The sequence below is a fragment of the Variovorax paradoxus genome (assembly GCF_030815975.1).
In the GTDB taxonomy this organism is placed as follows: domain Bacteria; phylum Pseudomonadota; class Gammaproteobacteria; order Burkholderiales; family Burkholderiaceae_C; genus Variovorax; species Variovorax paradoxus_N.
On sequence record NZ_JAUSXL010000002.1, the window covers coordinates 5,048,912 to 5,068,333 of the forward strand.

Consider the following 19,422-nt stretch of genomic DNA (forward strand, 5'->3'; position numbering starts at 1 on the left):
GTTCCGGCTGCTCGCGGACGCTAACGGACGGGACGGCACTCCGCGCGAGTCGGCGCCGAAGACCAGAACGAAGCCCCGCCACGGTGATTGCCCCCGGCAGTCACCATGGAAGAGGACCATCTTGGTTTCACCGACAAGGCCAGCGCCCTCGGGGTCCTGGGCGCCGTCCTGACGATGCCATCACCCTCTCCGCTGTCTACCGCAGGCGGCATGCTGTTCGTCGTGATCTTCCTTGGCTTCCTGGCTCATTTGGTTCGCGTCGGGAATGGAAGGCAACGGTTCGCCAGAGAACCCGCAATCGATGCAGGCCGCGCCGCTGGACTCTCCGTGACCCTTTTGGGTGCCTCGGTGTCTCCCAGGGGGTCTCTCAAGGGACGCTTTGCCCGGCGCCGCCCGCGTGCCGTTGAGGCGCAGCGGTCCCGGCTTAAAAACGTGCGAAATCTTCGTCTGCACTCCTGCGTCACCGCGTGAGGCCAGCCCCCTTGGCCCCCCGCGCCTTTCTTTTAGGAGACTGGGGCCCCTGGGCAGTCTCTTTTCAATCATTCCCCGGCCCGATGAATCAATCCAGCGAACTAGCGCCCCATGACGGCCTCGGGGCTTCCTGGGCCCCTTGCAATCGATGGCGTCCTGGCCCTCTAGAACGGGGTGTCTTCGTCAAGCTCGACGGGCACGGGTTTGGCGGTCGCAGTTGGCGGTTTGAACCCGATCTTCTTGTCCCAGGTCTCCATTACGAATGTTGCGACCGTGTGCGCGGCATTGACCGCAAGACGTGCATGCCGAGGCTCAAGCTTGTAGCCCTTGCGGCCCTCGCTATGGGCGCTGCCCGCATGCGTGCGCAGTGCCCCGATACCATCAACGATTGAGAACAGGCCCGTGATGATTCGTTGCAGGTCCTGGTCCTCGATGCTTCCGGGGTCAAGCCCGAGGTCTGCACGAACGACCTTGAACACTGGCTGCAAATCCTGCTTGTCCGGCATCGTCAGCTTGTTGTCCTCGATATAAATCTTGAAGATCGATTCAAGAATGTTTGAGGCGGCCGACACTGCCTCGCGCGGCTTGGCCTCAACGGTCTCCATAGCGCGATCAAACTCACGATGGATCGCGGGCATGTCGCGGCCCTTGATCAACTGACCCAGCGTCTTACTTGGCGCAAGCCCACCACCTGTGATGAATCCGCCGACGCGATACTGCAGCCCATTGTTGGCGAGCACCGTCTCAATCTTCCGGACGTTCTCTCGCTTCTTCAGGGTGTCTTCGTCTTCCGTTGTCCATCGAGGGACAACGTAGTCAGCCGCCATCACGGGGTCTTCCATGTACCCGCTGATGATCCGTCCGAGAACCGCCAAAGGCTCGGGATGCTGCTTGTTCGTATGTCGTAACCACTCTTGTGCCTTGACGTGCTTACTCCCGTCTGGTGGCTCGCCTGGAGCCTCGGCGTACATAAACAGGCTGTTCATGCTGGCGTGGGTCTCGACTGTGGAGACGATGTTCGAAACGATAGCAAGGAGGGGCGGCGGGATGAGCCTAGCCATTGAGAGACCAAAGGGCTGCGAAGCGTCCATTGTCGGCTCGCGATTCACGGCGCTCCTCGGGGACTCGGCGGCCTAAAAAATACCAAGAATATTCGCGACACTCCTACGTCCCCGCCGCGCACGCAGCGCCCCCTAGGGGCCCTGAGGGCCCTCTGGCGGGGCGCTGGGGCCCTCTGGCCGCTCGCACCTGAGGGAGTCCTCCTGCGGCCATTGGGCCAGCGTGGACGCTCTGGGCATGCGCCGATTGCGAAGATGGACTGTGAACGCCTGGGACCGCCGCGCATCCCTGGGCGACCTGAGGCCGCCAGCGTGTCAACTGGGTATACGCAGACAGCCGAGCAGCCATCGGTCCGCAGAACGTCAACAAGTCTGGGCACATCAGGCCGATGTCACCGTTCCAAACCACTTTTAGAGTCCTGCTGGAATCACCCTGGGCCGCTCGGGTCTCGCTGGTTTCCCCATCGCGTGCGCACTGCCAAGTGCCACAGAGGCGGCAGTTTGCTGGTCGAATCAACAGATCGTCGGTGCTAAGTCATTGATTCGCATAGGACAGCCGTAGGGTTGCATACCCTCCGCCCAACGATCACCCAGCAAGCCGTGGCCTGCCTGGACCATCCCGCTCCGACTTATCGCGTGACTAGGGCCAAGGCGACTCCCAGGGCCACCGCACAGGGCATGGCGACCCAAGGGAAACCAAGGTCTGTCAACGATGGAGAGACGCTGGCGCTCTAGGTCGGCGGCGTTGCGCGATGTCTGCGCGAGGCTGCGCTGAATGCTCGCGTTAACTTGCTGGAGTTCATCGTGCGTCATGCGCCGTATCGTAGCCGCGTAGAGGCCCTCTGTCCCTTGTGTCACGGCGCAGCATCCGCCGCCAGCGATGTGCGGGCCGTCTCGAGGGTCCTGCGCCTCCGCATCCACGCGCCTGCACTTGCGGCTCAATGGGTCTTGCTGAATCCACATCGTGAGATGAACCGCCGCAGCAAGACTGCTCAGGACATCCAGGCAGCCAAGGGACTCCCGGGGATCAACTGGGTCCGCCATCCACCATCACCATCCCACCCAATGCCACGACCTGAGATCACACCGGAGCACGCCGACTCTCGGCTGACCCGCCCACATCCCGACTTGCTGCCCACGCATCGCCTTTGCAATCGCTGCGCCAAGGTGCTCCCGTTGAACGTGGATCACTTCTACGTCGATAGCCGCCGGTACCCATGGCAGCTGAGCCGCTATGGCCCTGCCTGCAAGCCTTGCACATCCGAGGCGAATGGCGCCGCCCGCGCCGCACGCAAGCCGCTACGAAACACGCGGGAGCGCACACGCCGCGCCATAGACAAGGCGAACAGAATTAACGCCGCCTACTTCTTCAGTCCGCAGTGGCTCGCAATCAAGGCCCAGCAGGACGCCAGTGCCCGTGAGCGTAAGACTCGGAAAGCATGGGTGAAGCGTCAACTCAACCGCGTGCGCGGGCCGTATCGCGACCCGATAAAGGCGCTGATTCGGGAACGGCAGACCGAAGCCATTCGTCGGCGAGGGGGAGGCACCGGGGGCCTTCGGCAGGCTTCGGCAAGCCTTGGCTTCGACGTTGAACAGCGGGATCATCTGGCACTGCTACAGGCGCTGCGCGAAAAGCATCGTGCCGAAGCGCAGGAACGCGCAGCGGCTACCCGAAGAGATGTTGCCCTAAGACGTACGTGACAAACGCCCTATGTCGTAATCCTGAGCAACCGATTACTGTCGAGACACCAAGTCTTCTTGCGTGGAGGGTTCGATGTCGTGGGATTTAGTGCTCAGTCAACTTGATGAACCGGGAGTCATCGAATTTGGTATCCACCAGATGGAGACGAAGGTAGGAAGCCCTCGCTGGCGCCGCCATGGGAGCCGAGGACGCAGATTTTCGGACTTGCGCTCGGCGCTTTTCTCTCAAGATAACGGCGCAAGGGCTGCCTGTCTCGGCGGATCAAGTTACGCCACGCAACGCTACTCCGTTGGGTCAACTTCGATCGTTCCTTACGTTGCGACATGGCTGCGAGGGGCGGAACTATCATTTCTGGTCCGAGCGGGTGCAACGCATCCGGAGGTGACTTTGGTCTCTGTGGGCGCAGCGGAAGCCATCGCCGGAACGGATCACCAGCAACTACTGGACAGCCTCGCAACGCTCTTTGGAGAAGGGGCAAGGATGTATGGCGTGCGCCACTTAACTAGTCGCGAAGTCCGGCAGATTCGCGAAGAGTGACGCCGCTGGTAAGGCCTACGCAAAGCGACGCATGAATTCATCGCACGTCGAGATTCCCATGCCATACTCAAGGCGCACCATGTGCACTTGGAACAGAATTTCCAGGTATCACACGGCCTGAGGACGCTAGCTAACTAGTTGATTTATAACGAAATTAGCTTCCCCAAAACACTGGGGTGCAGGGTTCGATCCCCTCCGGGCAGGCCATTTTGTTGCTCCACGTTCCCCCACAAAAATCGCATCTTCCAAAAATCTTGGGGAAGAATCGCGCTCTGGTGCTGATGGTCACCCCATCTTCGGCAGCCCAAACCCGAAGCCGAAAACGGATCCGCTCTTCTTGGGCTTCGCCGGCTCAAGCTCCTCCTCTCGCGGCCCGACGTCGAGATCCTCGACCATCTTCTGCAGTTCGAGCAGGCCAGCAGCCATCGCTGCCTTGTAAGTCTTTACGGATCGCGACTGCTGGTTGAGGCTGTGCCAGCCCTCGCCTTCGAGTTCGATCAGGCGCCAGCGGTAGGCGCCCTCTTCCTCTTCGACCACGGTGACGGCGATTCTGCAGAGTGGCTGCATGGCCCGATAGTCGCCCGGATCCGTACTTCGGCAAGTCGGACGACCTCGACTGTCTCGGCCGATCTGGCGCACGCGGACAAAAAAACGCCCAGCACGCTGCTGGGCGGAAATCTTTGACGATGTCGCCACGTCAAAGGCCCCGCAAACCAAGAATCGGGGCAACTGCAAATTGGGTTTCGAGCAAGGGCTCGAGATGTCAGACGTGGCCGGCTTCCAGGCCAGCGGCCACCCGATCGGCAGAGCTGGGTCGCTCGGTAATCGGCTTCAGCCACTCCACGGCCGCCGCGTCTGGCAGCATCGTTCGCAGCCGTTCGTCGCGCCAGAGATCACGCGCGACATCCTCCAGCTCGAGCGGGTCAACGGTGTGCCACTGCTGCTGCAACCGGTGCGCGCAGGCGGCAATCCAGAGGGTGGCAGGCATTGTGTCCATGGTTTGCATTCTACCCAAAGAACTGTATATTTAACCAGTACTTTTGGAAACCACGAATGTCACCGAGGTCCCCACGAAAGAGGTCGAGTTCTTCTATTTTTTCCAGCCCGATCTGACGAGCCGCGAGGTCCGGCGGATTCCCGAGACCAGCGAGGAGATGGCTGAGCGATCCAAGTGGGTCGAGGGCTACGGCGCGCCACAGAAGTCATGCTTGCCTCGCGCTGGGCAAAGGCCTATGAAGCGGCCCGAGACGCGGGCTTCCGGGATCTCGGCGATACCACCGAGGCGTACATCGAGGTGCGACCTGTTTGATCGCGCCCTCCCGCGACAATCTCGGCATGTCCCAAACAGAATTTTTTATCGAACCCGCCACCATCCTTCGCATGCCATCGTGGCTGGGCAGCCAGGTGCATGAAGACCGCGAGCTGCCACTGACGCCCGGCGACTACAAGGTGACGCCCGGCGACAGTTGGACCGTCACTTGTCCGAAGACGAACGCGACGATCTACAGCGGCATCGGTCCTGTCACGATCACGCGCGCACACGCAAAGGATTGAGCCGATTGCTCAAGCCGTGCAGCGACCTTCCGGCTCCGATTCCTGCCTCTGAGAGGCGGAGGCACTTTGTCATAGGCAACGACGAGGTGGGCAGGGCGATTGTCTCCCTGGAAAAGGGGCGCACCACTCATGCGGGCGGACGGCGCAATTTCTACAGTGAACTTCACGGCGAAACGCTTTGTTCCAGGACGGACAAACAAGCGGCGCCAGTTGACCACTTCACTGGAGAACGCGCATGGAATCGCACAACCTGCTACCGGAAAATTTCTTCATGAACCTGCTGCGTGAAGACGCGGGCATGTCGTCCACGCAGTTCGCCGTCCTCAGTGCGATCATGGTGTGCATGTATCTCCTCGTACTGCTTGCTATCCGGTTCAGCAACTGAACGTGAACCCGCTTCAGCGGGCTTTTTTTCGCCCGAAAGTTTGCGAACGAGATCCCCTCGTCGCGCCACCGTCCGCTGCCGACCCAGAATTCCGGGGAGGGTTCGGGAAAAGCCTAACTTTCCTAATCGACCCCACGAAACACGCTGCAAAGCCTTTATCCATGCGGGTTTCAACACTTCAGACAAACCTAATTTTTTCCTAACCTAGACCTAACCCTTGTCGAGGGCATGCATGCAGGCCCACGCGAGATCGGCGTGGCCGGTCTCTTCGTTGCGGCCGGCGTCGAATGTGACGTTGCGGCCACTGGCCGTAAGCGTTCTGCGAATGGCGAGGAACGCGTGCGCCAGGTCCGTCCAGCCGGCGTCGAACTCGAGGCGCCCTTTGCCGATGACGTTCTTCGCCTTGAGCACCAGGCGGGTCTTCGACTCGACCGAATAGTTGATCGACTTCGCCGCGGGAAAGAACTTGGTCACCAGCTGATAGACGCCCTGCCCCAGTCCGGTAATGTCGATGCCGACGAACGTCACGTTGTAGCGAAGCGTGATCTGCCGGATGGCTTGGGCCTGCGCCTCGAAGTCGAGGCCGCGCCACTGGTGGCGCTCGAGCACGCGGAACTTGCCGCCGGGCTTGTCCGGGGCCATCTCTCCCCTCCGCCCCCGTTATCCACCCACCAAGGCCTATGCCGAATGTGGGATCGATAGGCCGCATCGACTGGGTTATCTTCCGACCCGACCGGTGTGCAATGCCGCGCACCTGTGTCGCCCAATCCACCCTCTGGTCAGGGAGTCGTAACGTGGCGCATACGCTTTTCAAGCAGATACTGACGACGCGGCTGCCAACGCGGTTCTACGGTCCGTCTGAAATAGATGGGCTCAAGGATCTGCGGGATGCCGGGTACATCAAGGTAGCGTTCTCGCCGCCACAAGGGGCGGCGGCGCCCTGTGCCACGGTGCACGAGGTCACGAACCTGGGACGCGCGGCCGCGCGCTACTTCGGATCGGCCTACGGGCCGCATCCCGATTCGCCCTCCGAGGCTTTCGTGCTTTCTTCCCGGCACCACCCGGCGGGTTGATCTTCTGGGCCGGTGCGGGCCGCGACGGCCTGCGCGGCCGCCTCCAGAAACTCGAACCCCATCGTCCGCGCGTGATAGTGCAGCCCGCCGTCCTGCACGATCAGGAAGCGCGCGCCTTTCATGCCCGCGTTGTGATGCGAATGCGGCGCGCCCGGCGGCGTGACAAGGGTCGCCCATGGCATCCATGGACAACGCAATGCGCCGACCATCGAATGGCATGCCTTACCCTGCACCACCAGCGTGACGGCCGCGGAGTTGTGGCGGTGCGATCGCTGGTGCGTGTGCGGCTCCAGGGTATTGAAGCTCAAGGTCAGCGTGGGCGTGAGATTGCGCGCAGCCTCCTGCCGATCGGACGAAAAAATCAGCGCACGGCCCGAAGTCGCGTCGCTTGTGGCCATGGAAAAGATCAGCGCGAATTGCCGTTCGATCTCGTCGAAGGGATAGTGGACTGCATCGATGAGCGCGCTCGACGCCACAGGTGGCTGGGACCCGTCGAAAGCCAGTTGCGGCTCGTTGCCCACGGTCCACAGCAACGCGCCCGCGGCACCGGCGCTGAGCCGGTAGCCCCGTGCCGCGGGCAGCAGGAAGATGTCGCCCGCGCCGAATGCGAGGCCTTCGGCCATGCCGCCAAGCTCTCCGCTCCCTGAAATCACGTACCAGACCGAGCCGGTGGCGCGCACGTCGAGCGGCAGCGCCTCACCGGGTGCGATGCGCAGATAGCGCGCGAGCATGAGCGGCGTGGTGGCCGCAAATCCGCAGCCCAGCGCATCGGACTGGTCGCAGTCGAACACGCCGAACGCATCTGCGCGCGGTGGCGCGAAGAGCCGCGCGGGCACGTCGGGCAGCTTCACGTTGAACGCATTGCCGGAGTTGAAGTAGCGCGCGCGGGCCTGCGCCGCAGTCGCGGGTGCGGTGGGCCGCTGCGCCGGCAGGTCCGCCATGTCGGTGAGCGGCTCGTTCGTCTTCAAGCGCCGTCCCCGCAACCCGCATAAGGCCGCAGCACGCGCAGCAGCACGTCGGCACCGGCCGCCACGTGCGCCGGCTCGGCCCATTCGTGCGCCGCATGGCTCACACCGCCGCGGCAGGGAATGAAGATCATCGCGCTCGGGCACAGCGCCGCCATGTGGCGCGCGTCGTGGCCCGCGGCGGAAAGAAGGGGCATGTGCGGCTCGCCCAGCTGCTGCGCCGCCATGGCAATGGCCGCCTGCAGTGCGGAATCGAAAGCGTTGGATGGCGCATCGACCAATTGAGTCGCGGTGGCCTTGCAAGGCGCGGCATGCATGCCGCACAGGGCGATCAAGCGTTGGCCCAGGAAGTCGAGCACGCCATTGTCGGGATGGCGCAGATCGATGCGCAGCGTGACGCGCTCGGGCACCACCGAAGGCGCGTTCGGCTCGACCTGGAGCCGGCCGATGGTGAACTTCACCGCGTCGTCATGGCCGCCGACCTCGCTGTACAGCGCTGCCGCGATGCGCGCAAAGGCGGCGAGCGCGTCGCGCCGGCCGGCCATGGCGAGCGTGCCCGCGTGGCCACGCTCGCCATCGATCACGACGTCGAATGTCTTCTTGCCCTGGATCCCGGTGACGACGCCGATCACCCGGCCTTCCGCCTCGAGCACCGGGCCCTGCTCGATGTGCGCTTCCACATAGGCCTTCAGTGGAAAGCCGAGCGGCCTGCGCCGCAGCGACGGGAACGCGGCATGCAGGGCATCAAGCGCCCCGCCCACTGAAACCCCATCGGCATCGCGCGCCGAGCGCACGGACTCGAGCGTGCGAACGCCCGCAAAGGCTTCGGAACCCATCATGCCGGGCGCGAAGCGCGAACCCTCTTCGTTCATCCATGCCACGCAGACGATGTCCATCGGCGGACGGACGCCCTGCTCCGCGAGCACGGTCAGAACCTCGAGCGCCGCGAGCACGCCGTACACGCCGTCGAAGCGGCCGCCGCCGGGCTGGCTGTCGAGATGGCTGCCCGCGAGCACCGGCGGCGCCTCGCGATCGAGACCCGGCAGCGCGATGAAGAGATTGCCCGCCGCATCGGTCGCGGGTTCCAGCCCGGCCGCCTTGGCCCAGCCGATCATCACGTGCCACGATTCGATCTCTTCCGCGCTGAGCGCCTGCCGATCGACGCCGCCGCCGGCGGTGGCGCCACAGCGCGCAAGCGCCATGAGCCGCTGCCAGAGGCGCTCGGCATTGACGAGGCACGCGGCAGGTGCCCGCTGCGACCTTGCCTGCGCCATCAGTCGGTCTTCATGATCTGGCTGGGCAGCGCGCGCGGATCGCGCGGCTTCCACTGGCCGGCCTCGACCTGCGCAAAGAACTCCGCCAGCAAGGCATTGAACGCGGCCGGCTCTTCGAGGTTGAGCGTGTGGCCGGTCTTCGGCATCACGGCCAGGCCGCAGGCGGGAATGGTCTTCTTGAGGAAGATGCCGGGCTGCAGGCAATGGTCGTCCTCGTCGCCGACCACCACGAGCGAAGGCGCGCCCATCACGCGCAGTTCGGCTTCCAGGTCGTAGATCGACGGACGCCGCGCCTGCACGCCGCGCATGGTGTTGGCCGCGCCGACCGCGTCGTGCTGGCCGAGCCAGGCCGCAAACTCCTGCCAGCCGCGCGGGTCCTTGTTCTGGAACTGCACGCGGCTCGCGCCGAGCGAATAGGTGCGTGCGAAACGCTCCGCGCCCTGCAGTTCGAACTGCTTCGCCACTTCCAGCGAGACGCCGCGGAAATATTCTTCATGCTCTTTCTCGGCGCCGTAGCCCGCGCCGGCAATCACCAGCGAAGCCGCGCGCCCGCCGTGGCGCAGGCCGAAGTGCAGCGTCGCGAAGCCGCCCATCGAAAGGCCGACGATGTGCGCGCGCGGCAGTTGCAGTGCGTCCATCACGGCGGCGATGTCGTCCGCGGCAATGGCCTGCGAGTAGCGTTCGATGTCCTTCGGCACGTCGGACGGTGGATAGCCGCGCGCGCCGAAGGTCACGCACTGGTGGCGGCGCGAGAAGTAGCGCATCTGCGGCTCCCAGCTGCGATGGTCGCCACCGAACTCGTGCACGAACACGATGGGCGTGCCGCTGCCGGCGGTCTCGTAGTACAGGCGGATACCGTCCGCGGTGGTGGCGAAACTCATGGCTGCTCCTCAGAAAAGCGCCGCGGTGGCGGGCAGGCTGCGCGCACGCTCCACGGCTTGCGGCAGCACGTCGCACAGGGCCTGCGCCCAGGCCTTGGGCACGGTGGTCGAGATCTTCACGAAACGATGGCCGAAGCGCGGCGTGTGGTACGTGCCTTGGCGCACCATGATGTCGTGCTCGCCCAGCGCGGTGACCAGCGCCTCGGGCGTCACGCCCGCGCCGCTGCACTCGACCACGATGAAGTTGGCCTGCGACGGGAACACCGGCACCTCGAAGCCGGGTAATTTCGCAAAAGCGTCGACGATCATCTGCTGGTTCTCGCGCTGCTGTGCGATGACCTCGGCCATCCACTCGTCCTTCACGGCAAGGCCTGCGATGGCCGCGCGCTGCGCGAGCACGCTGGCGCCCAGCGGTGCCTGCGAGTGCGGCAGGATGCGCGCGAGCAATTCGGGCGAGGCGACGAGCGCGCCCAGCCGCAGTCCGGCCAGGCCCAGCCACTTCGAGAAGCTCACGATGGTCACCGTGCCTTCGGGATAGAAGCGCGAAGCCAGCGTGTGGCTGTCGGCGAAGTCGCGGTAGGTGCAGTCGTGGATCAGCACGGCGCCGATGTCGCGCGCACGCATTGCGAAGGCACGGATCTCGTCTTCGGTGCAGGTGGTGCCAAGCGGGTTGTTCGGGTCCACCAGGTAGATGACCGCGGTGTTCTCGTCGGTCGATGCGGCGAGCGCCTCGGCCGAGAGCTTGAAGCCGTACTCGGGTCCGTAGATCGGAATCTCTGTGATCACCGAGCCGGCCTTGGCGGCGAACTGCAGCGGCCATTTCCAGCCGGGATCGGTGGTGACGAAGCCCTTGCCTTCCTTGCAAAAGGCGCGGCAGGCCAGCGCCAGCGCAGACACCGCGCCGTCGGTCACCACCGCCGATTGATCCGGCACGCCCAGGTCGGCGACGATGGCCGCGCGCAGCGCTTCCATGCCCAGCGGTGGCGCGTAGGCATGAAAGCTCTCGTCGTCGATGGCATCGTGCAGCGCTTGGCGTACGGCCGGGTGCAGCGGAAAGTGGTTGGTGTTCTGGCCCAGCCACATCAGGTCCGGGTTGATGAACAGGCGGTCGAAATACCGGTTGCGGGTTTCGGCATCGCTGGTGACTGAAGGCACGGCCGCCACGGGGTTCAGCGCCGCATTCATGCCGCAATCCTCCGGGCCTGCTCGGCCTCGATCACCTTCTTGCTGGTCTTGATGATCGAGCCGCGCGCCGCAATGCCGCCATCGATGGTCACGACCGTGCCGGTGATGTAGCCCGCGCGCGGCGAGGCCAGGAAAACCATCAGTTCGGCCACTTCTTCCGGCGTGGCCGGACGGCCGCCAGGGTAGTTGTCGAACAGCTCTTCCCAGCGCGCTTCGTCGCCGTGGGTGTCGAGCGCGCGGCGCTTCATGAGCTTGACCATGCGGTCGGTCGCCACCGGGCCGGGATTCACGCCCACCACGCGGATGCCATCGTCCAGGCTCACGCCGCCGAGCGCGCGCGTGAAGGCCATGACGGCGGCATTGCCAGTGGAGCCGGCGATGTAGTTGGCGTCCCAGTTCTCGCCGGAGTTGCCGATGTCGTTGACGATGACGCCGCCGCCCGCGGCCTTCATGCGTGCGTAGTAGATCTGGCTCAGTTCCATGTAGCCCAGCACCTTGAGCTGGAAGCCGCGCCGCACGGCCGCGAAGTCGAGCGACTCGATCGGGCCCGAAGGAATGTCGCCCGCATTGTTCACGAGGATGTCGACGTGGCCCGCCGCCTCGGCCAGCTGGTTCATGGCACCGGCCGCCGCCAGGTCCATCGGATGGACCTTCACGTTGATCGGATAGATCTTCTCGATCTCCTCCTTCGCGGCCGCGAGCGCGGCGCCATCGCGCGCCGCCAGGTGCAGGTGGCAGCCTTCGGCGGCGAATGCGTGCGCGGCTGCAAGGCCGATGCCCTTGGAGGCGCCGGTGATGAGAACGGTCTTGCCTTCGAGTTCGAGTTTCATGGATTCGGGTCCTGGGATGCGATCGGAGAAATGAGTTGAAGAGGTGGGTCAGCTTGCGCCGGCGTCCTGTTCGGACAGTGCCGCGATCAGGTCGACGATGTCGTCCTCGAGCAGGCTCACGTGATCGATGGCGGCGTTGAATGCAGCCTTCGGATCGTTGCGGCGGATCGCGTCGAGGATGGCGCCGTGCTCGCCGATGGTCGCCGTCATGCGGCCGGGCTGGAAAGTGACGTAGCGCCGGTAGACGCGCACGCGCTTTCTCAGTGCGCGCGTCTGCTCGGCCAGGTAGTGGGTGTTGGAAGCCTCGTACAGCGCGTCGTGGAAATCCTGGTTCACGTCATAGAAGCGCGAGTGGTCACCCGAGGCAAGAATGCTCATGAGCTCGTCGTGCAGCGCGCCCATGCGCGCCTTCTGCGCCTCGGTCGCGCGGCGCGCGGCGAACTTGGCGCACAGGCCTTCCATCACCGCCATCATCTGGAACATCTCGATCAGCATCGGCAGCGAGATGCGCGCCACGCAAACGCCGCCTTGCCGGCTGCGCAGGTCCACCAGGCCGGTGGCGGCCAGCGCCTTGAGCGCCTCGCGCACGGGCGTGCGCGACACCTTGAAGCGCTCCGACAGCTCGGCCTCGTCGAGCCGCGTGCCGGGCTTGAGCACACCGCTCACGATCAGGTCTTCGAGCGTGTCTTTCAGTTCGTCGGACAGCGTGGCGCCGCCCTTCACACGCTGCCGATCGCGGCCGCGCAGCGCCGCGGGCTGGGCGGTATCGGATTCGTCGGGTTCCATGCTGCTCATGTCTTCTTTCTTGTGGTTGTCGTTGTCGGGAGATGCTGCCGCCGGACCGCTTGCCATCGCCGGCTTCTTCAGAAGGGGCGGTCGCCGGCCACGGTGGTGCGGTGCATCACGCGGCGGTAGGCCGTGCCGTCGTAGGGCGTGGCGCGGTGCATGGTGCAGCGGTTGTCCCAGATCAGCAGGTCGCCGGCGAGCCACTTGTGGCGATAGCTGAACTCGGGCGAAATGGCGTGGGCATTGAGCTCGGCCAGCAGGTCGGCGCTTTCTTCCGGCGGCAGGCCGTCGATCTGCTTGACCACGTCCTCGCCCACGTAGAGCGACAGGCGGCCCGTCTCGGGATGCGTGCGCACCAGCGGATGCACCACGTCGGGCGTGGCGGCAAGCTGCTCGGGTGTGAGCGGGTTGCGGTCTGCAAAGGCCTTGCCGTAGTAGTTGGCGTAGCTGTGTGTGGCCGTGAGGTGGCGGATGCGCGCCTTCATGCCGTCGTCGAGCGCGTCGTAGGCGGCATGCATCGAGGCGAAGAAGGTGTCGCCTTCCACGGGCGGCACTTCGAGCGCGTAGAGCAGCGCGCCCATCGAGGGCTCGGCCTTGTACGAGAGGTCGGAATGCCAGTTCCAGCCCTCCTTGTGGTTGCCGATGGGCTTGCCGTTCTCCGACACGTTGGACAGCACGTACACCTCGGGATGCTCCTTCTTCAGGAACTGGGTCAGCACATGGCCCAGCAGCGGGCCGAAGCGGCGCGAGAACGCGACGTGCTGCGCCTCGTTGATGCTCTGGCCGCGAAACAGCAGCAGCGAGCGCTGGTTGAGCGCATCGCGCAGCACGGCAAAGTCGGTGTCGCTCACCGGCTCGCGCAGGTCGATGCCTTTGACTTCGGTGCCGATGAAGGAAGTGAGGTTCTCGAGTTGCATGGTTGAAAAAAAGCGTCTCTGGATCAGGAAGAAGAAAGCAGGCCTCAGAGCCTGTAGTCGGGCTGCGTGCGCTCCAGCATGCGCAGGAACGCAGGCCATTCGCGCGTGCCGGGCGGCAGGATGTCGCCGGCAAATTCGGTGAACTGGCGTGCGGCCAGCGCGCTCACTTCGGGCTGCGGAAACACCAGCGCCTCGCCGGGCGCGAGTCCACCCTGGGCCAGCAGCTGCACCTTGGCCGCCTTCTCGAAGTAGTACATGAGGATGAAGGCCTCTGGGATCGTGCGGCCCACCGTCAGGATGCCGTGGTTGCGCAGCACCAGCGTGTGGTGCGGGCCCAGGTCGCGCACCAGCCGCTCGCGTTCTCCAGTCTCCAGCGCCACGCCTTCGTAGTCGTGGAAGGCCGTGTGGCCCTGGTAGCGCATCGCGAACTGGCTCAGCGGCGCCAGGCCGCGGGGCATGGCCGCAATCGCGGTGCCGGCTTCGGAATGCGTATGAAGCACGCACAGCGCGTCGGGCCGTCCCGCGTGGATGGCGCTGTGGATCACGAAGCCGGCCTGGTTGACCTCCGCATCGGTGTCGTCCACCTTGTTGCCGTCGAGATCGATCTTCACCAATGACGAAGCGGTCACTTCCGAGAACAGCAGCCCGTAGGGGTTGATGAGGAAGTGGTGCGCCGGCCCCGGCACACGCGCCGAGATGTGGTTGTAGATGAGGTCGTCCATGCCGAAGTGCGCCACCAGCCGGTAGCATGCCGCAAGCTGCACGCGCAGTGCGGCTTCGGTGGTCGGATACGCCGCGGAATTTGTCTTCGTCGTCATCACCGCCACCACACCAGCTTCTGATCGATCCACACCAGGACGCCGTAGAACACCATGCTCGCCACCGAAGCGACCAGCACCGCCGACCACACGCTCAGCAGGTCGACCTGTTGGGTCGATTCATAGATCATTCGCCCGAGCCCCGCATAGGCGCCGAGCATCTCGCCGACGATGGCCACGATCATGCTGCGCGGCACGCCGATGCGCAGCGCCGTGACCACCGACGGCATCGCCACCGGCAGGCGCAGCCGCCACACGACCTTGAGCGGCCCCGCGCCAAAGCTGCGCATCAGGTTCACGGCGGCCAGGTCGGCCTGCTTGAGTCCGTGCAGCGCGTTGACCAGCATCGTGAAGCCGACAGCCAGCGCCACCAGCGCAATCTTCGATGCGGCGCCAAGGCCGAACCAGATCAGGAACAGCGGCGCATAAGCCACCGTCGGCACCGCGTTCACGGCCACGGCCAGCGGCATCACGACGCGTTCGAGCGGCGGCGCGAGCAGCAGCACCACAGCCACCAGCAGGCCGAGCACGCTGCCCAGCGCATAGCCGCCAAGCGCCTCGCCGAGCGTGGCCAGCAACGCCGCCATGAGACGGCCGGTGTCGGTGAATGCATGCTGCACGATCGCACCCAGGCTCGGCAGCACGAAGGGCGGGATCCCGAAGAGCAGGATCGCGCCTTCCCACACCGCGAGCAGCACCATGACGCTCAGCACCACCGGCACAACGGGCGAGTCCATCAGCTTTCGCTTCGCCACCATACGAGCCTCCTTTCCACGAAGCCGAGCGCGCCGTAGAGCAGCGCACCCATCAAGCCGCAGGCGAACATCACGACCCACAGGCGCAGCACCAGGTCGCCGTTCATCGCCTCCATCAGCATCACGCCCAAGCCCACGGTCTCGCCGAACCACTCGCCCACCACCGAGCCGATCAGGCTCAGGCCGATGGCCACGCGCAGGCCCACCATGATCTGCGGCAGCGCCGATGGCACGGCCAGCTTGAAGAACATGACGAGGCGGCCGGCGCCGAAGCTCTTCATCAGCGCAATGCGCTGCGGGTCGCACGACTTGAGGCCGCGCAAGGTGTTCACCGTCACCGGAAAGAAGGTGAGGAAGAACGCGGTCATCACCTTCGCGAGCAGCGAGTTGCCGAACCAGATGACGATGAGCGCACCGAAGGCCACCACCGGCACCGTCTGCGACACCACGAACAGCGGGAACACGGAGCGCTCCATCCAGCGCGAGTAGGTGAACACGGTGCCGCAGAGGCAGCCGAACACCGCGCCCATCGCGAAGCCCAGCACGGTTTCGAGCAGCGTGCGGCCGAAGCCGCGCATGAGCTGCGGCCACACCGACCACGCATCCTGCGCGATGGCGCTCAGCGCCGGCAGGTAGCGCGGCGACGGCGCGAAGGCATGCACCGCGATCTCCCACCCGATAGCGAGCCCGGCGAAGGCCAGCACGGGCGAGCGCAGCATGCGTTGCATCGGCAAGCTCACGAGGCGCGCTCCTCCTGGGCGAAGGTCTTGCGGCTTTCCTCCTCGATCTCCGCGAGCAGGCGCTGCTTGAGCCCGATGAACTCCGGCGACAGCACGATCGACGGATCGCGCGGGCGCGGCAGGTCGACCACCGTTTCGCTCTTCACCGTTCCGGGCCGCGCCGTCATCACCAGCACCTTGTCGCCGAGCACGATGGCCTCGTCGATATCGTGCGTGATGAAGAGCACCGTGCGGCGATGCCGCGCCCAGATCTCGAGCAGCCAGTGCTGCATGCGGCTGCGCGTGAGCGCATCGAGCGCGCCGAAGGGTTCGTCGAGCAGCAGCAGGTCGCGCTCGAACAGGAAGGTGCGCATCAGCGCCACGCGCTGGCGCATGCCGCCCGAGAGCTGGTGCGGATAGTGGCCGGCAAAGCCGGTAAGGCCGAACTCCGGCAGCATGGCGCGCGCACGGTCGCGCGCCTCCTTGCGCGGCACGCCCTCCACTTCGAGCGCGAGGATGGCGTTGTCCAGCACGGTGCGCCACGGAAACAGCAGGTCGCGCTGCGGCATGAACGACACCTTGCCCAGCAGCTGGCCGTTGCGCTGCGGCGTGCCGCCGAACAGCAGCGAGCCGTCGTCGTCGGGCGGCAGCAGCCCCGCGATCATGTTGAAGAGCGTCGACTTGCCGCAACCCGAAGGGCCCACGAGCGTGACGAACTCGCTCTTGGCGATCCGCAGGTCGACGCCGGCCACCGCCACCGTCTGCGCCTGGCCGTCGCCGAAGCGCTTCCACACATTGACGAGCTCGAGCATCGGCGGTGCGGCCGTGCCGGCGGCGGCGGGCGGCATCACTTCGTGAGGCATGAACTTCATGATCGCGCGGCGGCTCAGAACTTCTTGTCGGTGGCCGGGACCTGCGTCCAGAAGCTCGGGTCGTAGGCCTTCGACAGGTCGGCCGGCGCCTTCAGCGCCTTGTAGCCCACCAGCTGGGTCTGCATCTTCTCGACCGTCGGCAGGTCGATGGCGAGGATGCCGTCGGTCGTGCCCTTGCCGGCCTTCAGCAGCTTTTCGAATTCATCGAGCATCGCTTCCTGGTGCGCGCGGTTCAGGCTGGGCGATGCGGCCATGACGATGTCGATGGCTTCCTTCTTGTTCTGCAGTGCGTACTTCCAGCCCTTGATGGTGGCGTTCATGAAGGCCTGCACCTGCTGCGGCTTCTCGTTGCGGTATTTCTCGGACACGAGCACGGTGTCCTGCTGCACGGTCACGCCGTAGTCGTCGGGCTTGATGAGCGTGAGCTTGTCGCCCAGGCCCTGCGCCTTGAGCACGTTGAGCTCGTTGTAGTAGGTGGCGGCGGCCACGTCGAACTGCTTCTCGACGAAAGGCGCCATCGAGCCCGACTGCGGCACGATGGTCAGGTCGCCCTGCTTCACGCCGGCCGAAGCAAGCATCGAATAGAGCGTGTACTGCGTGCCGGTGAACCACGTGGCCACCTTCTTGCCCGCGAAATCCTTCACCTGGGTGATGCCCGAATCCTTGTAGGCGACATAGGTGAAGGGCGTCGTCTGCACGGTGACGCCGATGCACACCAGCGGCAGGCCCTTCTCGCGCGCCAGCAGCACCGTCTCCGTGCCGCCGGCCAGGCCGAAGGTGTCGTTGCCCGAGGCGACGAGGGTCTCGACGTTGAGGTTGGGTCCGCCCGGGTTGATCGTCAGGTCGAGGCCGCCCTGGTCGTAGAAGCCCTTGGCCTTGGCCACGTAGAAGCCGGCGAACTGAGCCTGCGCCAGCCACTTGAGGCGCAGCGACACCTTCTCTGCGGCGGAGGCGGGCAGGCTCGCAAGAAGCGCCATCGACGCTGCAACGAGAGTCAGGAAACGCAAGGACTTGGAAGACATTTGGAAGGCCTCATGGATACAAAAAGCTCTCTAAGCAGTATCCATGCCATGTGATTTCCAGCGGTTCTGCGGCGTTCGAGGGGCCGAATTGGCCCGGAACATGCACTCCCGCATGGCCCCTGCCCCAATTTGAATCCTCCATGAACCGAATCCATGCGCTGACCGATCTCTCCGCCCGCGAAGCCGCCGAGCAGATGGCGCGACGCGCGCTCAGCAGTGCGGACTATGTGGATGCGCTGTTGCAGCGCAGTGCCGCGGCCGCCGCCCTCGGCGGCCTCCTGCACCAGGACGCAGCGCGCCTCCGCGGCGAAGCGGCGGCGCTCGACGCGGCGCCGCGCCCGGCCGCGGACACGCGCCCCCTGCATGGCGTGCCGCTCGCGTTCAAGGACAACATCGACGTGGTCGGTTTCCCTACCACCGCCGGCAGCCCGTGGATGGCAGACCACCGTCCGCGCCGCGCGGCGGGCGTGACAGAGCGCCTGCTGGCCGCGGGTGCGCTGGTGTTCGGCAAGACGAATCTGCACGAGTGGTCGCAGGGCGTCACCGGCCACAACCACGCCTTCGGCCCGTCGCGCAACCCCTTCGATCCCTCGCGCATTTCAGGCGGCTCCAGCGGGGGCAACGCCACATTGCTTGGCATGCGCGCCGTGCCCGCGGCCATCGGCACCGACACGGGCGGCTCGGTCCGGGTGCCTGCCGCGCTGTGCGGCCTGGTGGGCTTCAGGCCCACCATCGGCCGCTGGCCGGCAGACGGACTGGTACCGATCTCGCCCACCTTCGACACCGCGGGCGTCATGGCGCGCAACGTCGACGATTGCGTGCTGATCGACCACGCGGTCGCCGCCGGCCCCCTGCGGCTGGCGCCGGCGCCGCTCGCGGGCGTGCGCCTGGGCGTGCCGCAGCGCTATTTCTGGGAGGGACGTCGATGCGCCGGTGGCCGCACTGGCGCAGGACGCGCTCGAGCGGCTGCGCGGCGCGGGCGCCGCGCTCGTGCCCTGCGATCTGGCCGAAGCCGGCGCGCTGTTCCAGCAGGGCTCCATGTCGATCTCCCTCTACGAGATCCTGCCTGCGCTGCGGGCCTACTTCGCGCGCCACGGGCGCCCCTTCGATGCCCGCGCACTCGCCGGTGCCGTCGTGAGCCCCGACGTGCGGCCGCTGTTCGAGCGCCTGTTCGGACCGGAGGCGATCGGCCCGGCAACATACCGCCACGCGCTCAGTGTGCTGCGCCCGCGCATGCAGCAAGCGTACGCCCGCTGCTTCGCGCAGAACGCCATCGCCGCGCTGGCGTTTCCGACCAGCCCGCTTGGCGCGGCACGCATCGGCGAAGACGTGGAGGTCATGCTGTGCGGCCGGCCGGTATCGGCCTTCTCCGCCTACATCCGCAACACGGGCCCGGCCGGCATGGCGGGACTGCCCGCGCTGAGCCTGCCGATGGGACTCGCACGCGACGGCCTGCCCGCGGGAATGGAGCTGACCGGCGCGGCCGGATCGGACCATGCGCTGCTCGCGCTGGCGCTCGGCATCGAAGCCGTTCTTCCGCCCGCTCCGGTGGCATCCGCCATCGCCTGAAGGCTTACATCGCTTCGCGCGAGCGGCTGTCGCGGCATACCCTCCGCCC

Annotated in this window: 19 protein-coding genes and 2 pseudogenes; 5 read left to right on the forward strand and 16 right to left on the reverse strand. The window is 65.6% G+C overall.

All coding sequences use genetic code 11. The features are described from left to right. Positions 1-635: 635 nt before the first annotated feature. The gene (locus QFZ47_RS27545) at positions 636-1,532 is read right to left on the reverse strand and encodes an abortive infection family protein (protein WP_307658651.1); all 897 of its coding nucleotides are present in this window, start codon (positions 1,530-1,532) and stop codon (positions 636-638) included. 1,173 nt (positions 1,533-2,705) lie between these two features. Here QFZ47_RS27545 and QFZ47_RS27550 point away from each other — a divergent pair. Further along, positions 2,706-3,230, forward strand: coding sequence for a hypothetical protein (locus QFZ47_RS27550; protein WP_307658652.1), 525 nt, complete (start codon positions 2,706-2,708; stop codon positions 3,228-3,230). An 823-nt stretch (positions 3,231-4,053) separates the two neighbouring features. On the opposite strand, the gene QFZ47_RS27555 is transcribed toward QFZ47_RS27550, so the two are convergent. Both QFZ47_RS27555 and QFZ47_RS27560 read right to left on the reverse strand, forming a co-directional pair. After that, positions 4,054-4,335 (reverse strand): hypothetical protein, encoded by a 282-nt coding sequence (locus QFZ47_RS27555; RefSeq protein ID WP_307658653.1) that lies wholly within the window; start codon positions 4,333-4,335, stop codon positions 4,054-4,056. Between the two features lie 196 nt (positions 4,336-4,531). Then, entirely contained in the window at positions 4,532-4,756 is a 225-nt protein-coding gene (locus QFZ47_RS27560; protein WP_307658654.1) for a hypothetical protein, read from the reverse strand. Positions 4,757-5,103: 347 nt separating this feature from the next. Between QFZ47_RS27560 and QFZ47_RS27565 the strand changes: the two genes are divergently transcribed. Next, positions 5,104-5,322, forward strand: a complete 219-nt coding sequence (locus tag QFZ47_RS27565; RefSeq protein ID WP_307658655.1) for a hypothetical protein — start codon at positions 5,104-5,106, stop codon at positions 5,320-5,322. A 235-nt stretch (positions 5,323-5,557) separates the two neighbouring features. Beyond that, positions 5,558-5,707 carry a hypothetical protein gene (locus QFZ47_RS27570; protein ID WP_307658656.1) on the forward strand — a complete coding sequence of 50 codons (150 nt, stop codon included), beginning with the start codon at positions 5,558-5,560 and terminating at the stop codon, positions 5,705-5,707. Positions 5,708-5,917: 210 nt separating this feature from the next. Here the strand turns inward: QFZ47_RS27570 and QFZ47_RS27575 are convergent. The 13 genes and pseudogenes from QFZ47_RS27575 to QFZ47_RS27635 form a co-directional block, all read right to left on the reverse strand. Continuing rightward, positions 5,918-6,343: pseudogene (locus QFZ47_RS27575) on the reverse strand (phage terminase large subunit family protein); the annotation flags it as partial. A 367-nt stretch (positions 6,344-6,710) separates the two neighbouring features. Then, a complete protein-coding gene (locus QFZ47_RS27580; protein ID WP_307658657.1) occupies positions 6,711-7,748 on the reverse strand; it encodes a cupin domain-containing protein in 1,038 nt (345 codons plus the stop codon). Further along, positions 7,745-9,019, reverse strand: coding sequence for a hydantoinase/carbamoylase family amidase (locus tag QFZ47_RS27585; protein ID WP_307658658.1), 1,275 nt, complete (start codon positions 9,017-9,019; stop codon positions 7,745-7,747). The genes QFZ47_RS27580 and QFZ47_RS27585 overlap by 4 nt, the downstream gene beginning before the upstream one ends. Continuing rightward, a complete protein-coding gene (locus tag QFZ47_RS27590; RefSeq protein WP_307658659.1) occupies positions 9,019-9,900 on the reverse strand; it encodes an alpha/beta fold hydrolase in 882 nt (293 codons plus the stop codon). The genes QFZ47_RS27585 and QFZ47_RS27590 overlap by 1 nt, the downstream gene beginning before the upstream one ends. 9 nt (positions 9,901-9,909) lie before the next feature. After that, on the reverse strand, positions 9,910-11,085 hold the full coding sequence (locus QFZ47_RS27595; RefSeq protein WP_307658660.1) for a pyridoxal phosphate-dependent aminotransferase: 1,176 nt from the start codon (positions 11,083-11,085) through the stop codon (positions 9,910-9,912). Then, positions 11,082-11,915 (reverse strand): SDR family oxidoreductase, encoded by an 834-nt coding sequence (locus QFZ47_RS27600; protein ID WP_307658661.1) that lies wholly within the window; start codon positions 11,913-11,915, stop codon positions 11,082-11,084. Before QFZ47_RS27600 ends, QFZ47_RS27595 begins: the two co-directional genes overlap by 4 nt. 48 nt (positions 11,916-11,963) lie before the next feature. Then, positions 11,964-12,710, reverse strand: a complete 747-nt coding sequence (locus tag QFZ47_RS27605) for a GntR family transcriptional regulator (protein ID WP_307658662.1) — start codon at positions 12,708-12,710, stop codon at positions 11,964-11,966. A gap of 68 nt (positions 12,711-12,778) precedes the next feature. Next, the gene (locus QFZ47_RS27610; RefSeq protein WP_307658663.1) at positions 12,779-13,618 is read right to left on the reverse strand and encodes a TauD/TfdA dioxygenase family protein; all 840 of its coding nucleotides are present in this window, start codon (positions 13,616-13,618) and stop codon (positions 12,779-12,781) included. A gap of 44 nt (positions 13,619-13,662) precedes the next feature. Beyond that, positions 13,663-14,436, reverse strand: a complete 774-nt coding sequence (locus QFZ47_RS27615) for a class II aldolase/adducin family protein (protein ID WP_307658664.1) — start codon at positions 14,434-14,436, stop codon at positions 13,663-13,665. Next, positions 14,436-15,194, reverse strand: a complete 759-nt coding sequence (locus tag QFZ47_RS27620) for an ABC transporter permease (protein WP_307658665.1) — start codon at positions 15,192-15,194, stop codon at positions 14,436-14,438. The genes QFZ47_RS27615 and QFZ47_RS27620 overlap by 1 nt, the downstream gene beginning before the upstream one ends. Continuing rightward, the gene (locus QFZ47_RS27625; protein ID WP_307658666.1) at positions 15,173-15,931 is read right to left on the reverse strand and encodes an ABC transporter permease; all 759 of its coding nucleotides are present in this window, start codon (positions 15,929-15,931) and stop codon (positions 15,173-15,175) included. The genes QFZ47_RS27620 and QFZ47_RS27625 overlap by 22 nt, the downstream gene beginning before the upstream one ends. Continuing rightward, the gene (locus tag QFZ47_RS27630; protein WP_307658667.1) at positions 15,928-16,782 is read right to left on the reverse strand and encodes an ABC transporter ATP-binding protein; all 855 of its coding nucleotides are present in this window, start codon (positions 16,780-16,782) and stop codon (positions 15,928-15,930) included. The genes QFZ47_RS27625 and QFZ47_RS27630 overlap by 4 nt, the downstream gene beginning before the upstream one ends. A gap of 14 nt (positions 16,783-16,796) precedes the next feature. Then, a complete protein-coding gene (locus QFZ47_RS27635; RefSeq protein WP_307658668.1) occupies positions 16,797-17,804 on the reverse strand; it encodes an ABC transporter substrate-binding protein in 1,008 nt (335 codons plus the stop codon). A gap of 194 nt (positions 17,805-17,998) precedes the next feature. On the opposite strand from QFZ47_RS27635, the pseudogene QFZ47_RS28920 reads away from it, so the two are divergent. Together QFZ47_RS28920 and QFZ47_RS27640 are read left to right on the forward strand one after the other, a co-directional pair. Continuing rightward, positions 17,999-18,634: pseudogene (locus tag QFZ47_RS28920) on the forward strand (amidase family protein); the annotation flags it as partial. 76 nt (positions 18,635-18,710) lie between these two features. Then, entirely contained in the window at positions 18,711-19,373 is a 663-nt protein-coding gene (locus QFZ47_RS27640; RefSeq protein WP_307659030.1) for an amidase family protein, read from the forward strand. The last annotated feature ends 49 nt before the right edge of the window (positions 19,374-19,422 follow it).

Coding starts and splice junctions, on each gene's coding strand:
- QFZ47_RS27545 (WP_307658651.1), bottom strand. CDS start 1,532: ATGGCTAGGCTCATCCCGCCGCCCCTCCTTGCTATCGTTTCGAACATC.
- QFZ47_RS27555 (WP_307658653.1), bottom strand. CDS start 4,335: ATGCAGCCACTCTGCAGAATCGCCGTCACCGTGGTCGAAGAGGAAGAG.
- QFZ47_RS27560 (WP_307658654.1), bottom strand. CDS start 4,756: ATGCCTGCCACCCTCTGGATTGCCGCCTGCGCGCACCGGTTGCAGCAG.
- QFZ47_RS27565 (WP_307658655.1), top strand. CDS start 5,104: ATGTCCCAAACAGAATTTTTTATCGAACCCGCCACCATCCTTCGCATG.
- QFZ47_RS27570 (WP_307658656.1), top strand. CDS start 5,558: ATGGAATCGCACAACCTGCTACCGGAAAATTTCTTCATGAACCTGCTG.
- QFZ47_RS27585 (WP_307658658.1), bottom strand. CDS start 9,019: ATGGCGCAGGCAAGGTCGCAGCGGGCACCTGCCGCGTGCCTCGTCAAT.
- QFZ47_RS27590 (WP_307658659.1), bottom strand. CDS start 9,900: ATGAGTTTCGCCACCACCGCGGACGGTATCCGCCTGTACTACGAGACC.
- QFZ47_RS27595 (WP_307658660.1), bottom strand. CDS start 11,085: ATGAATGCGGCGCTGAACCCCGTGGCGGCCGTGCCTTCAGTCACCAGC.
- QFZ47_RS27600 (WP_307658661.1), bottom strand. CDS start 11,915: ATGAAACTCGAACTCGAAGGCAAGACCGTTCTCATCACCGGCGCCTCC.
- QFZ47_RS27605 (WP_307658662.1), bottom strand. CDS start 12,710: ATGAGCAGCATGGAACCCGACGAATCCGATACCGCCCAGCCCGCGGCG.
- QFZ47_RS27610 (WP_307658663.1), bottom strand. CDS start 13,618: ATGCAACTCGAGAACCTCACTTCCTTCATCGGCACCGAAGTCAAAGGC.
- QFZ47_RS27615 (WP_307658664.1), bottom strand. CDS start 14,436: ATGACGACGAAGACAAATTCCGCGGCGTATCCGACCACCGAAGCCGCA.
- QFZ47_RS27620 (WP_307658665.1), bottom strand. CDS start 15,194: ATGGTGGCGAAGCGAAAGCTGATGGACTCGCCCGTTGTGCCGGTGGTG.
- QFZ47_RS27630 (WP_307658667.1), bottom strand. CDS start 16,782: ATGAAGTTCATGCCTCACGAAGTGATGCCGCCCGCCGCCGCCGGCACG.
- QFZ47_RS27635 (WP_307658668.1), bottom strand. CDS start 17,804: ATGTCTTCCAAGTCCTTGCGTTTCCTGACTCTCGTTGCAGCGTCGATG.